This window comes from uncultured Parvimonas sp. (genome assembly GCF_963524015.1).
Taxonomy (GTDB): domain Bacteria; phylum Bacillota; class Clostridia; order Tissierellales; family Peptoniphilaceae; genus Parvimonas.
Genome location: NZ_CAURDT010000001.1, coordinates 133,284 through 147,547, shown reverse-complemented (window position 1 = coordinate 147,547; position 14,264 = coordinate 133,284). Strand labels below are relative to the sequence as shown.

Here is a 14,264-nt window from a genome sequence, read left to right as displayed (position 1 = left end):
AAGTAGTAATATATATTAAAAAATTTACTACTTTTATAGTTAATTTAATATTAAAAATCTAACTAACTGAATTTATATAGTGTCCTTTAAATCTATTTCTATCATTTATTTCTCTTGAATATTTTAAACAATCAATACATTCATTTAAAATTTTATAGACCATCATCGAATTTTCATAAGTAAAATCAAGTCTTACTCTGTCAACTCCTAATTCAAATATTTCTTTTATATCAGCTCTTAAATCAAGAGCAATATGGTTTCTTATTTCAGTTCTACAAAACATATCTTGAAATAGTCTAAACTCTCTATTTTCCATATCTTTTAAAGCATAATCACTTCTTGCACATTCCGCACAACGTCTATCTTTGTGACAATCCTTTGTTAAAACTCCCATTGCACAGTATTCTGTAAGCATTGATCTAGTATGGCCGTATATTATCATGTCAACATTTGAATTTCTTTCTTTTAATTTATCCAATATGTTTTTTATTTCAAATTTATTTATTTCTTGTGAAAGTGTTATATCTTCAGCATTAAAATATTTTTCAAAAAATTTCAATGAATATGAATTATAGATATTAAAATATGTATCTATATTGAATTTTTTGGTATCAAATTTTGATTTAAAAAAGCTTTTTGACCCCCAAGTTGATATTTGAACTTTATTAAAAATTTCATCATTTAATTTGGATAAATATTTTTCTAATACAGAATACTCTTCATTTCTTATAACACCTAACGCACTATAAATTAATTTTATTCCAATGGCTTTTAGATTATTATAATATTTTTCAAGTAAATTAAAATCCTCAGTGTAAATTTCTCTTATAAACTCTGATATATTTGGATATTCTAAAATTTTATCCAGTTGAGAATTTTGATGTACTTTTAATGTAATCTTTCCATTAAATACTTTTTTACCATTTTGATAACTAAAATTTTTAAAAGGACATACGATTCTTTTTTCTGAAAAATCTAGTTTATATTCCTCATATTTTACTATAGCTTTTCTTCTCATATTATTTAAAACTGAGACCGGAATAAAGGCATCTTTATCAATAAAAATATTTTTAAAAACAAAATTATATGGCGTTCCTCCAGTTTTAGACAATTTTTCAACAATCTTAGAAATCTCAACTTCTTTATTCTTTGCTTTTTCTATTTTTTCGTCTGAATAAACTTCGATATTTTCTAAAATAAACTTAGCTTTCTGTCCAACTTTAATAAAAATTTCACATTTTAAATTTATCTTTTTATTCTCAATTCCTTCTCTAAATGATTTATTGGCATTATCTACCAATAATTTATCAGAAGTTTTGTAAACAGGAGTTTTGGGTTTTATATCTTTTAAAAAATCAATTTCTATAATTTCTCCGGCTAGTCCAGAATCAAAAATTTCTCCATTTTTAATTATTCTACCAACATCTCCTCCACCTAAATTAATGCCGTCTCCCTTTGAAAGTTTACCGGATAATATTATTTTCAATTTCTTCTTTTTGGAATTGAAACTTAAAACTTCTCCTACTTTAACTCCAACATTATTAGGCTTATCTAAATTAATAATATCAGAACCGTTTTTACTCATAAGGTATCCTGATGTGAATTTTCTATTAAAAATAGCTTCTAAATCTTCTTTTAAAGCCTTTTTATCATCTGTAATTTTATTATTTATGTAATTGTCTATAGTTTTTCTATATCTTGATGTAACAACTGCTACATATTCTGGTCTTTTCATTCTTCCTTCAATTTTTAAGGATTTAACACCCGTATCCAATATTTTTTCGATATTTTCTATACTACATAAATCTTTTGGACTCAATAAGTAACTTCCATTTACATCAATTGCCTTTCCTGTTGTTTTGTTAATCAATTTATAACTTTGTCTACAAGGTTGAGCACAACGACCTCTGTTTCCTGAACGATCTCCAAGCATTGAGCTCATAAGGCATTGTCCTGAGTAACTTACACAGATAGCTCCGTGGATGAATACCTCAATGTCTATATCAACATTATCACAGATTTCCTTAATTTCTTCTATACTAAGTTCTCTTGCAAGAACTACTCTGTTAAATCCAACTTTTTTTAATTCTAAAACGTCATTTAATGAATGTGCAGATATTTGAGTTGATGCATGAAGTTCCATATTTGGATATCTATTTCTTAAAACTTCTGCAACTCCAATATCAGACAAAATTATTGCATCCACACCAATTTTATATAAAAAATCTGTATAAGAAATCAATTCTTCAATTTCTTTTTCTTTTATAGATGTATTTACAGTAACAAATATATTTACATTTCTAAGTTTTGCATATTTTACAGCTTCTACAAGCTCATCATTGTCAAAATTTGTTGCAGAAGCTCTTGCTCCAAAACTGCTACCACCTAGATAAATAGCATCTGCTCCATTTTGAATTCCGGCTTTCAAGGATTCCATAGACCCCGCCGGAGATAAAAGTTCAAACATAATATTCCTCACAATAAAAAATATATCTTTATAAAATGTGTAAAGATATATTCTATTATACCATAATTTTTACAATAAAAAAGGAGAAATTATAAAATTCCTCCTTTTAAAATATTCAATCATATTTAAATTTTATAAGAAATGTATTAATAAAAATCAATATAAAATGAATTATTATTATAATTATAAACAATAATATTGATTTAGAACCTAATAATTCAACTTTTCCAAATACAACTGGATACAATATTGCTAATAATTGAAATATTACATAGGATAAATTTATAATTAAAAATTTATAATTTATCTTATACAAAATAGAAAATGTCATATATAATATGAATACTATAATGAATGTTCCTCCATTTAATTCATCAATTATAGGCAAAACCTTTAAAAATAAATATTTATCAATACTGTATATATACTCATGATTTAAATCGACATAATCCAACATAAACATAAGTAAAGTAAATATAACAAAATTTACAATCCATAAATAATTTATAAAATATTTTTTAGCAATATTCATAACCAACACCTCAATATAATATAAAATCTGTTATTTATTAAAACTTAATTTTTAAGATGTTTAAATTGGTATAAATTAATAAGATGTAGCAAAATTATTATCAATATATTTGTAAAAAAATACATCATTGAAATATTATCTTCAAAACCGGCACGTGCTATAGTTATTGGATATATATTGAGAATAAAATATATACTCAAAAATATTTGATTTATAATTAAATATATTTTGTTTGAACAGAAAATTAAATTTAAAATCGAATAAAGTAATATGCTGTAAAAAAATATATGAGTCAAACCATATTCAGGGGGTGATAATATCTTATTCACTCTAAAAATATTAATTAATATATATCTGTAATAATTAAATGTAAACTCTTGATTTAACATTATATTTTCTAAAAGAAAAAATGATATTATAAACAAAAATATACTTAAAATAGAAATTGTTCTCGATTTCATAATAATTTTCTCCTATTTCACTGTACAATATATACTTTATAAAAGTATTATAATACAGCAAATTAAAAAAGTCAATCATTTAGAATTTATTTCAAAATTGGAAAGTGAGTTACCATATCTCAATTCCTTTCTTAAATCCTGAATAATATTATCCATTTTCTCAAGCTCTATAAGTAATTCCTTTTCCTTTTCAGTTGTTTCATGTATCGCAACAATAGCTCCATTATTTATTACAATTCTCTTATCAGCAATTAATGCAAGTATTGGATCGTGTGTTGCCATTAATACAATTTTATTTTCACTAACTAATAAATCTAATGCTTTTTTTCTATCAATTCCTGCGTTTTCAATCTCATCAATCAAAACAATAGGCGATGAACTTAAAATAGCTGTATCTGCAATCATTAAAGCCCTTGACTGTCCACCACTCAATGATGTTATAGGAGTGTTTAAGTCAAATTTTTCTCCAGCAAGTTTATTTGCTTCTACAATAATTTTATTAATAATCTCTTCTTCATTTTCAACCATTCTGCTTTTTGCATGAAGTTCTATAAACTCATATGCTGATAAATCCATAACAAAATTCATATTTTGGGAAAGTTGGGAAACTAATTTATTATTTGCACTTAATCGCCATTTCTTATCAGCATCTTTTCCATTTATTAAAATTTTTCTATTAGTAGGAGTATCTCTATCTGCCACCCACTCAATATCTCCTAATAATCTTGACTTTCCACTTCCTGTAGGACCAACTATTGAAATTATTTCTGATTTATTTACTATAAATTCATCGTAATTTTCTTTATTACCAAATTTATCTGTACCAGCTAGTAAAGTTATTGAATTTACTTCATCATCTTCTAGTCCTAAAAAACTTTTCATTTGATTTATATATATTTCTAATGAATCACAAAGCAATTCTTCATCTATTGCAAGTTCTTCTTTTTCTTCTTCAGAAAATGAATGTAAATACTCTGCAAATGATAAATGTTTACTATTTGAAATATCAAAGTTATTTTCTTCAAAAAAAACTTCAACAAAAGGATATTTTTCAATTAATTTTTCAATTTTTAGATTACGCATTTTTATCCTCCAATTTCATTTTTTTGATATTTCCCATTTGATATTTTGCTCCGATTTTCTTTTCTCCCAAGCAGTAAGAACATAATGCAGTTGGCATCGCAAATTTTAATTCCATACCATTAACAGTATTTATTGAATTCTTTTCATCATACAATAAAGTACTTAATTCATAAGTTCCTTGTCCTGTAAGTCCATTTATATTCATAACTATAGAACTTGGATTAACAGAAGCAACTCTTGAAGAAAAAACTTCCCTTTCAGCCTGGGAAACAATATCTCCTTTTGTTATAACAACATAATCCGCACTTTTTAACATTGGACCAATTTTTTTAGGTGTATTTATACCAGATAAATTATCAATAACGCAAACAGCTTTTATATTTTTAATATATGGTGAACATCTATTGCAAAGTCCAGCTGATTCTGTTATTAAAATGTCCAATTCATTACTAATTCCCCATTGAACAACCTCTTCAATATTTGAAACAAAGAAGTGATCTGGACACAAAGCACCAGATAGTCCTTTTCTGACTAAAATATTATTTTTTTTATAAATTAAATCGTCATCAGTATATAAACAGTCAAACTTAACTACTCCTGCTTTAATACCTCTATTTTTTAAGTTGTCAATTGTCTTTACTATTACACTGGTCTTTCCTGATGAAGGAGGACCTGAAAATACTACTAAATTCATATAAACCTCTATTTTAAAATTTCTTCATTAAAAATTCTTTCAGATTCTTTCATAATTTTTACTATATCATTATTATGAATATAATCCCAGCCACAGAATAAAAACCCAAAATCTTCATCCAACATATTATCTACCCCATAAATTGTAGTAGGAAATTTTCCATTTGATGAAAGTAATTTTCCAACATTTTCATTTCTAAAAAATTCAACTACTTTTTGTGCTTTTTCGTTATCTTTTTTAGCCATTATAAATACAGGACTTATTATTGCCCCATCTTTTGGCCAAACAACCTTAAGTGCTGAACTTCTTGACACCATTTGTGTGAAAAAATATGGAGTAATGCTAACAAGTGGATTGTTCTTTGAATCACCTTTTTTCTTAACCATTTCAGCAGGATGTAAACTCTTTTTATATATTCTTGCCAACGCTTTAATACCTTTGATTCCCCATTTTGCAAAAATGTTCACAACTAAAGCATTGAACATATCTAAATCAGATAACGGAATTGCAACACTGTCAGTGTAATTTCCACTAAAAAGCAAATCATCCCATGAAGTAGGAATTTTTCTACCGTTTAAATTATTTTCATTTATTAAAAATACGCAAGGAACTACTGCAATAATATTATAAATATTTTTAGGATCTCTTAAACAGATTTTTTTATTGTCAAAGTCTTTATTCATCTTCTTATTTTCAACATAAAATTTATTCTTTTCGAAAAAATTTCCGAATTTGTTTTTATCAAAAAACAATTCAAATCCTGCTGAAATCATTATATCAGCAACTTTATTAATATCTTCCGAATCTATATCATTTTCAATCCAATCTATACCTAGATTTGCAGATTTTAATTCATAACCAATAGTCAGACCTTTTGTTTTTTCCTCTTCAACAAATTTATCAAAAGATTCTATAATTGGTATTTTTAAAGGACACGGTAAAACACCTTTAACAATAACATCTCCAGTTACAACTTTTTCTTCTTCAAGAGATTTATCAACTGTACTATGTTCATTATTCAAGAACAAATCTAACTTTTCTTCGAATGCTGACTTATTTATACCTCTAACTTTTAAAGCCATATTTAATGAAACCATTTTACCCATAGTTTTCAACATTTTTTCGTTTTTTAATTGATCAAAACCATTATTTATAAAAAATTGTAATAGTTTTTCATTACCATTTAATATGTTATATAATTTATCATCAAAATCTATTTTACTCATAACTACCTCCTAACTACACAATAATATTATAATAATTTTTTGATTATGTATGTTGCAAATGCAATATAAAAAAATAAAATCGAAAATAATTTTCGATTTTATTTTTTCCTTCTATTAATTTGTTTATCTTTAAAATATAAATTTTTTAAATATATCACACCAACAATTTCTACAATTCCTATTACTATAATTGCAAGATTAGTATAAGATTTTGCTTCTTTTTCACTTATTCCTTTTACATACTTCTCTTTATATATTAAATTTGTTATAAGGTTATTAGGAGCATCTGTTAATGTTATTTCAGAACCTTTTTTTGTATTAATATATTTTGAATTTGAATTAATAATATATTTGTAATCTTCATTTCCATTAAACTTATATTTAAAACTCTTAAAATTATCAAAAGTAGAAAATGAAGAACTTTCTATATTTAGCTTCATTACATTAATATTATTTACTGTTGTTAGTGATGAAGATATTGGATACTCAACAGTTAAATGCTTTTCAACTTTACTATCGGTTTGAATTTCAAAAATTGCAACAATTTGTTTATCTGTTGTTGATTTTAAAACTCCTAGGCTATCATAACCTGAACCACCCAATATTTTATCAAAATTTTCAACAAAAATCTCATAAAGATTATCTTCTGAGAATCTTTGTTTAACATTATCGGGAATGTCCCCTAGAAATAAATTCTTTAAAAAGTTCTCAACATTCATAGATGTCTTTTCAATATTTTCTTTATAACCAGAATTAATTTGTTTATCACCTAAATAAATTTTAGTTCTTATGCTTACATCATTCCCGATTGTATATAAAACTGGTGTTTTACTCTTTCCACTAAATTCATGAGTTAAAACAATAGTTTTAGAATTTTTATTTTCTTCAACCTTTACATTTTCTCCACCTGATAAAAATAATTTTGTTTTATCTGTAGAATACTTAATTGTAATCTCATATTTTAAATTTTCAATGTTATTAGATTCTAAATTAAATTTTCTTAGAGTTCCTACATCTTCCTTTTTAAAATTTACTGGTTCATAGGTTGGAGAATCAATATTATTTATAATTTCTCTATAAAATTCACTACCTGTTGGAGACTTAAATTTATCGTTCAAAAATTTAAGGGTATATGGAACATCTGCTCCATCCATTTTAATTGAAAAATCACTTAATTTTTCTATGCTACTATTAAATGTTATGCCCATCTTAACTGTACTATTATCACCATTAGAGCTCTTTAGAGCGTAATTTGCTTTATAAACTCCATCTAATTTATTTTCAGTTGGACTAGCATTTGAAAAATCTATTACAGATTCTCCAGATAGCTCTATATTTTTAGTATCAGATAAGTTAAAAGGCTCATATATTCTATAATTATCAGTTAAAGTATTTTCTTCCGCATTATTTCTAAACGTGTTTCCCATAAAAAAACAAAATATCGTTAACGTGAGTAAAATTTTATTTTTCATATTTTCCTCCGACTTTTTATATGAGCTATTATACCATTTCTTATTTAGGTTGTAAAGATTATGGACTATAAAGAAAAAATCACAGATAGATTTATCTGTGATTTAAAATAAATTATAATAATTCAATTTTATGTGACTGTTTTATATTCTTATCTACTGCTATATTTACGGTACATATTTTATTTGCAAGATCAATTACCTTATCAATTTTATCAATACTTGCATCAGTTTTTAAAGAATATTTTGTCCTTATTTCTGAATACTCTTGATTTTTAAATGGAGTTTCTCCTATATTATCAGTACTTAAAACGTCAGCTTCAACTTCAATATTTAATTCTTCAAATTTTATTTTATAATATTTTGCAGATTTAATAAAAGTTAAAACTTTACATCCAGCAAGAGCTCCCATGAACATAGCTCCTGGTGACATATATCCAGAATTTACTTCCTTACATTTTAAACTATGTGTTATTATTTCTTGTCCATTACTGGATAAAATCATATCTCCATTTTTTTCTAATCTTATATTACAAATCATAGCTAAAATAACTTCAATATATTACCGATAAATACACCGTAATAATTACCAATAACATATCCTAAAATACCAACTAACATTGCAGGAACAACTAATTGATTCCAACCTCTAGCAATAGCTAACGCTGCAGCAGTTGTTGGACCCCCAATATTAGCATTTGAAGCTATACATACTTCTTCAATTGAATATTTGAAAATCTTACCGAAAATAAATGAAACAATCATGTTTATTACAACGATAAGTACACAAAATACTAATAACCATGGTGCTTTCTTTAATATTATCTCAATAGATGCAGGTGCTCCAATGGCGCCAAAGAAAATATGAATTAAAAATGTACCTATTTCTTCTGCACCTGAAACTTTTGCTAAAATTTTTGTATAAGTTGCTAAAATAACAGTTATTGTAGTCATTAATAAATATTTACTACCAACTAGTCCGAAGAATAAATCAACAAGAAATCTTAACGCAGTTCCCATATTGTCAGTATTAGGTTTAAATCCTGAAATATAAGTGCCTAATTCTGTAGATACCGCAACAATTACAAAAGAGAATGAAATAACTTTTGCTACATCTAATAGAGAAACATCTTTCTTTGCCCAGAATTGTGCAGCTTTATTTTCTCCAACTGAACCTAACTTTTCCATTTCATCTTCATAAGGATGACTATAATGTTTTCTAAAGAATTTCATCGTAGGTATAATAGTTAAACTTACAAAATAAATTCCCATAAATAAGTTATCAGCTACTACAGCAGAACCAACTAATCCTTTATCATCCAAAGGAAATGCATCAGCCATTGCAGTTAAGTTCATACTACCCCCAGTATAAGTTCCAACCATCATTGCACTTAATTTATAAAGTTCTGGAATAAAATTCTTTAATAAGAAAAATGCTACGAATGCACCTAAAATTGTACCTAAACCACTTAATAAATAAATTCCAATAAGCCTTCCGGATTCTTTCCAAACCTTTTTTAAGTCAGCCTTAAAAAGTAACATAGGAATTGCAAGAGGAACTACCCAACCCCATACTATATCATATGCTTTTGTATCTTCAGCAGGGATAATCCTAAAATTTGATAAAACCATGGTGAAAGCTAGTGCAAGAATACATCCTGTAATTTTCCCAGCCCAACTATAAGTTTGTTCTAAGTAAATACTAAATGCAGCTATAGCACATAAAATAGCTAGTAATACCAAAGTATTATCTACCTTAATAAGTGACCAATATTTCTGTTTTGCCACTTCTTGAGCAAAATATAACATAAAAATACCTCCTTTAAAAATATGTAATGCTTTTCACATCATAATTTATTATATACTCACTCTTTAAATTTGTCAAACTTATATTTTTAAAACATATAGTGTTCTAAATGCCTTATCTGTCTTATTCTTAAAATTTTCAAAATCAATAATTTCTATAATTTGAAAATTATTCTTTTTTATTACATTTAAAATATCATTTTCAGAATATATATATTGTCTTTGTATTTCTTTAATTTTTTCATATGTGCCATTCTCAGTCTTTAAGAAAAAATCAATATCAAAATCTATATATTTATTATGAAGATAATTTCTCCAAACATAAAATAGTTCATCTTCTTCATCTACAAAAATATTATTTCCTAAATATTCTCTTAGTTTATACTCAGAGTTTATATCAAACATTAAAATTGAGTTTTCATCCATTTGATTTTTACAATTATTTAAAAACATATCAATTTCCTTTATATTTTTTAAATAGTTTAAAACATCAAAAAAACAACATATTAAGTTATATTTCCTATTAGAATAAAAAGTTCTAATATCTCCTTTTAAGATATTAATATTATCATAAAGTATCAATTTATTATAAGCAATGGATAACATATTGTCAGAAATATCAAAACCATCAACATAAATTCCTCTTTTCAAAAATTGTTCTGTTAAATTTCCACTACCCATTCCACATTCTAAAATATTTCTTACTTCCACATTATTATTTATACAAATTTGTATAACATTAGAGGCAAGTAAATCATAATCTACTTGCCTTTTCATTAATTCATCATAAATATAAGAAAATTTATCGTACATATTAGTCCTCATACGAAAAAATATAAGGAATATTTCTATATTTATTACCATAGTTAAGTCCATATCCAACTATAAACCAATCTTCAATTTCAAAACCAAAATAATCAGGAACTATATCGACTTCTCTTCTACAAGGTTTATCAAGCATAACACATGTTTTAATACTTTTTGGATTTTTATTTAAGAGATATTCTTTAATATTTTTTAGAGTATTTCCTGAATCCATAATATCATCTACTATTAGCACATCTTTCCCTTCAATATCTTCTCTAAGATCAGAAATAATATTAACTTTACCAGTTGAAATTTCAGAATGTTCATAAGATGATGTTGTAATAAAATCTACAACTATAGGTTCATTTATCTCTCTAACTAAATCTGCAAGAAAAACAAAACTACCTCTCAAAAGGCCAATAGCAACTAAGTTTTTACCAACATAGTCTTTTGAAATTTGTTTTCCAAGTTCTTTTACTCTATTGGAAATTTCTTCTCTTGTAAATCTAGTAACCTCTCTTTTGTTCATCAAAATAGTCCTCCTTCGCTACTTTTTTACTATTTTTATTTTTTTCAAATTCAATTCTTTTCTTTTCAGAGTCTTTAATTTCCTTTAAAATCATTAATATTTTATTCAAAGTATATTGAATACTAACAAGTATTATAATCAAAAAAGTCATAAATATAACATTAAAATCTATATTCATATAAAATCACCTAATTATTTTTTATTTTCTCAATGCTTGATATAATTTCATCATAGATATTTTGATATTTCTTTAATTTTTCTCTTTCCTCATTAACAACTTTTTCAGGAGCATTATTTACAAACTTTTCGTTTGAAAGTTTAGAAGATGCCCTTTTTATTTCTGATTCATATTTCTGTAAATCAGTATTTAATTTTTCCAATTCCTTCTTATAATCTACAAGCCCATCTAAAGGAATATAAATTTTTTGATTATTACAGATAACAACCATAGAATTAGAAATTTCTTCATCTTTATCCATAACTATTACTCTAGAACATGATGCCAAAAATCTGTATAAATGTTCTAATGATGAAGTATAAACTTTTGTAATTTCACTATTTGAAACAAAATATAATTCAGATTTCTTTGAAGGCGGAATATTCTTTTCACTTCTCTTATTTCTAATAGCAGTAATAGTTTCAATTAAGTTTTCAACTTCACCTTCTTCTTCTATAAACATACTACTCTCATCATATTCAGGAAAACTTGAATTAATAAGCTTTTCATTAATGCTAGGCATAAAAGAATAAATTTCTTCTGTTATAAAAGGCATAAAAGGATGTAATAATTTTAGAATATTATTTAAAACATAAATTAAAACAGACTTAGCAACTAATTTTTTCTCAACATTATCTCCATACAATCTTGTTTTAGAAAACTCAATATACCAATCACAAAATTCATTCCATATAAAGTCATAAATTTTTGCTGAAGCTAACCCAAATTCAAATTTTGATAGATTTTCTGTTAATTCTTTAATTGTTCTATTTAATCTTGTTAAAATCCACTTATCTTCAATTTCTATCTTACTTAAATCAACATCATATTTCTCTTCATCATTTAAATTCATAAGTACAAATCTTGATGCATTCCAAAGTTTGTTTGCAAAATTTCTGTTGGATTCTACTCTTTTTTCATAAAATCTCATGTCATTTCCAGGAGTATTTCCTCCAACTAATGTAAATCTTAATGCATCTGCACCATATTTATCTATTATTTCAATCGGATCAATTCCATTTCCTAAAGATTTACTCATCTTTCTTCCAAGTTCATCTCTAATCAATCCTGTAAAATAGACATCTTTAAAGGGAATTTCATTTAGATTATATAAACTTGAAAAAACCATTCTAATAACCCAGAAAAATAAAATATCATAACCTGTAACTAAAGTATTAGTTGGAAAAAAGTATTTTAAATCTTCCGTTTTATCAGGCCAACCTAATGTTGAAAATGGCCATAATGCAGAAGAAAACCAAGTATCTAAAGTATCCTCATCTCTAATAAATGTTTTTCCTTCTTCTTTTGGTTCTTTTTTACTTACAACAACTTCTCCTGTTTCTTTACAATAATAAACAGGAAGTCTATGTCCCCACCATAATTGACGAGAAATACACCAATCTTTAATATTATCTAACCAATTTATATAAACTTTTCCAAATCTCTCTGGAATAATGTTTAACTTTCCATCTAAATAAGCTTGCTTAGCAGGTTTTGCTAATTCTTCCATTCTAACGAACCATTGTTTTGATATAATTGGTTCAATAATCGTCTTACATCTCTCGCAATGTCCTACAGCATGATTATGTGGTTCAATTTTAATCAAATATCCATTTTCTTTAAGTTCTTTTACTATTTCTTTCCTTGCAACTTCTCTTTCTAATCCAGAAAATTTTCCGAATCCTTTAGCAATTTTGCCATCATAATCCATAATAAGCTTTTGTCCTAAATTATGTCTACTTCCAACTTCAAAGTCATTCGGATCGTGTGATGGTGTAATCTTAACACAACCTGTACCAAATTCCATATCAACATAATCATCTGCTATAATAGGAATTTCAATATTTAAAATAGGTAAAATTAAAGTCTTTCCTACCTTATCTTTATATCTCTCATCATCTGGATGTACTGCAACAGCTAGGTCACCAAGCATTGTTTCAGGTCTTGTTGTTGCAATTGTTAAATACTCTTCACTATCTTTAAAAAAGTATTTAATATGGTAAAAATTTCCATCTTCATCATTATGTTCAACTTCAGCATCAGAAATAGCAGTACCACAATTACAACACCAGTTTACAATTCTGTCTCCTCTATAAATTAATCCATCATTGTACATTTTTATGAAAACTTCTTCTACTGCCTTAGAAAGATTATCATCTAAAGTAAATGCATCTCTTGACCAATCACAAGAAACACCTAGTGTTTTTAATTGATTTTTAATGTTTCCTCCATATTTTTCAGTCCAGTCCCATGCTTCTTTTAAAAAACCGTCTCTTCCAAGTTTTTCTTTAGAATTACCTTCTTTCTTTATTTTTTCAACAACTTTTGCCTCTGTTGATATTGATGCATGGTCAGTTCCTGGAACCCAAAGAGCCTCATAACCACTCATTCTTTTCCAACGAATTAAAATATCTTGAATAGTATTATTAAGAGCATGGCCTAAATGTAAATTACCTGTTACATTAGGTGGCGGCATTACAATAGTATATGGTTTTTTATCTGTATTTATATGTGCAACAAAATCTTGATCTTCTAACCAACTATTATATATTTTATTTTCAAAGTCTTTTGGATTATAAGTCTTTTCTAAATTTTTCATAAAACCTCCTCATATAAAATAAAATATTCATATTATCCAAATAATAAATTAAGCACTTTTACTTGCTGTAATATTATAATTTATATAATTATAATATTACTACTTTGAATTGTAACATATTGTTATAATATCACAATAAAAAAACTTCATCCCGTATATAGGACGAAGTTATCGCGGTACCACCTAATTTTCATAAAAAATGACTCTCTAAATTTATAACGTAATTACCCGTTTTTCAAAGCTAAAAAGCTACCTTCACAAAAAATGAATTAAATTTTTACACCGAACAAATTCTCTCTGAAAATTCTTTTTATGTTACTCCTCTTTTATATGCCTATATTTAATTTTTAGATAAAAATATTAGATATATTATA

The 14,264-nt window shown here is 25.9% G+C and carries 12 protein-coding genes and 1 other annotated feature; all 12 genes read right to left on the bottom strand.

Annotated elements, in window-relative coordinates; all coding sequences use genetic code 11:
- Nucleotides 1–58 precede the first annotated feature (58 nt).
- The 12 genes from RWJ08_RS00645 to RWJ08_RS00590 all read right to left on the bottom strand — a co-directional run bounded on the left by RWJ08_RS00645 (nt 59) and on the right by RWJ08_RS00590 (nt 13,890).
- Entirely contained in the window at nt 59–2,437 is a 2,379-nt protein-coding gene (locus RWJ08_RS00645; RefSeq protein ID WP_313960735.1) for a DUF3656 domain-containing protein, read from the bottom strand.
- A gap of 145 nt (nt 2,438–2,582) precedes the next feature.
- A complete protein-coding gene (locus tag RWJ08_RS00640; RefSeq protein ID WP_041953977.1) occupies nt 2,583–2,999 on the bottom strand; it encodes a hypothetical protein in 417 nt (138 codons plus the stop codon).
- Nucleotides 3,000–3,535: 536 nt separating this feature from the next.
- Complete coding sequence (locus RWJ08_RS00635) at nt 3,536–4,543, bottom strand: ATP-binding cassette domain-containing protein (RefSeq protein ID WP_313960734.1); 1,008 nt, start codon at nt 4,541–4,543, stop codon at nt 3,536–3,538.
- Nucleotides 4,536–5,237 (bottom strand): GTP-binding protein, encoded by a 702-nt coding sequence (locus tag RWJ08_RS00630; RefSeq protein WP_293439655.1) that lies wholly within the window; start codon nt 5,235–5,237, stop codon nt 4,536–4,538. The genes RWJ08_RS00635 and RWJ08_RS00630 overlap by 8 nt, the downstream gene beginning before the upstream one ends.
- Nucleotides 5,238–5,245: 8 nt before the next feature.
- Nucleotides 5,246–6,463 carry an ABC transporter substrate-binding protein gene (locus tag RWJ08_RS00625; RefSeq protein ID WP_313960733.1) on the bottom strand — a complete coding sequence of 406 codons (1,218 nt, stop codon included), beginning with the start codon at nt 6,461–6,463 and terminating at the stop codon, nt 5,246–5,248.
- Between the two features lie 98 nt (nt 6,464–6,561).
- Nucleotides 6,562–7,935, bottom strand: a complete 1,374-nt coding sequence (locus tag RWJ08_RS00620) for a hypothetical protein (protein ID WP_313960732.1) — start codon at nt 7,933–7,935, stop codon at nt 6,562–6,564.
- A gap of 112 nt (nt 7,936–8,047) precedes the next feature.
- Nucleotides 8,048–8,473 (bottom strand): OsmC family protein, encoded by a 426-nt coding sequence (locus RWJ08_RS00615; protein WP_009372744.1) that lies wholly within the window; start codon nt 8,471–8,473, stop codon nt 8,048–8,050.
- Nucleotides 8,474–8,475: 2 nt separating this feature from the next.
- Nucleotides 8,476–9,741, bottom strand: a complete 1,266-nt coding sequence (locus RWJ08_RS00610) for a DUF819 family protein (protein ID WP_313960731.1) — start codon at nt 9,739–9,741, stop codon at nt 8,476–8,478.
- A 78-nt stretch (nt 9,742–9,819) separates the two neighbouring features.
- Nucleotides 9,820–10,551: a class I SAM-dependent methyltransferase gene (locus RWJ08_RS00605; RefSeq protein ID WP_313960730.1), complete on the bottom strand. Its 732-nt coding sequence runs from the start codon at nt 10,549–10,551 to the stop codon at nt 9,820–9,822.
- 1 nt (nt 10,552) lies between these two features.
- Nucleotides 10,553–11,074, bottom strand: a complete 522-nt coding sequence (gene hpt, locus RWJ08_RS00600) for a hypoxanthine phosphoribosyltransferase (protein ID WP_009372514.1) — start codon at nt 11,072–11,074, stop codon at nt 10,553–10,555.
- Nucleotides 11,052–11,252 (bottom strand): hypothetical protein, encoded by a 201-nt coding sequence (locus RWJ08_RS00595; RefSeq protein ID WP_009372405.1) that lies wholly within the window; start codon nt 11,250–11,252, stop codon nt 11,052–11,054. The genes hpt and RWJ08_RS00595 overlap by 23 nt, the downstream gene beginning before the upstream one ends.
- A gap of 10 nt (nt 11,253–11,262) precedes the next feature.
- The gene (locus tag RWJ08_RS00590; RefSeq protein WP_313960729.1) at nt 11,263–13,890 is read right to left on the bottom strand and encodes a valine--tRNA ligase; all 2,628 of its coding nucleotides are present in this window, start codon (nt 13,888–13,890) and stop codon (nt 11,263–11,265) included.
- Between the two features lie 155 nt (nt 13,891–14,045).
- Nucleotides 14,046–14,230, bottom strand: a binding site (T-box leader).
- Nucleotides 14,231–14,264 lie beyond the last annotated feature (34 nt).

Bases quoted from the DNA above. Each gene is read 5' to 3' on its own strand.
- RWJ08_RS00610 (WP_313960731.1), bottom strand. From the start codon at position 9,741: ATGTTATATTTTGCTCAAGAAGTGGCAAAACAGAAATATTGGTCACTT.
- RWJ08_RS00640 (WP_041953977.1), bottom strand. From the start codon at position 2,999: ATGAATATTGCTAAAAAATATTTTATAAATTATTTATGGATTGTAAAT.
- RWJ08_RS00615 (WP_009372744.1), bottom strand. From the start codon at position 8,473: ATGATTTGTAATATAAGATTAGAAAAAAATGGAGATATGATTTTATCC.
- RWJ08_RS00620 (WP_313960732.1), bottom strand. From the start codon at position 7,935: ATGAAAAATAAAATTTTACTCACGTTAACGATATTTTGTTTTTTTATG.
- RWJ08_RS00595 (WP_009372405.1), bottom strand. From the start codon at position 11,252: ATGAATATAGATTTTAATGTTATATTTATGACTTTTTTGATTATAATA.
- RWJ08_RS00635 (WP_313960734.1), bottom strand. From the start codon at position 4,543: ATGCGTAATCTAAAAATTGAAAAATTAATTGAAAAATATCCTTTTGTT.
- RWJ08_RS00625 (WP_313960733.1), bottom strand. From the start codon at position 6,463: ATGAGTAAAATAGATTTTGATGATAAATTATATAACATATTAAATGGT.
- RWJ08_RS00645 (WP_313960735.1), bottom strand. From the start codon at position 2,437: ATGGAATCCTTGAAAGCCGGAATTCAAAATGGAGCAGATGCTATTTAT.
- RWJ08_RS00605 (WP_313960730.1), bottom strand. From the start codon at position 10,551: ATGTACGATAAATTTTCTTATATTTATGATGAATTAATGAAAAGGCAA.
- RWJ08_RS00590 (WP_313960729.1), bottom strand. From the start codon at position 13,890: ATGAAAAATTTAGAAAAGACTTATAATCCAAAAGACTTTGAAAATAAA.
- RWJ08_RS00630 (WP_293439655.1), bottom strand. From the start codon at position 5,237: ATGAATTTAGTAGTATTTTCAGGTCCTCCTTCATCAGGAAAGACCAGT.
- hpt (WP_009372514.1), bottom strand. From the start codon at position 11,074: ATGAACAAAAGAGAGGTTACTAGATTTACAAGAGAAGAAATTTCCAAT.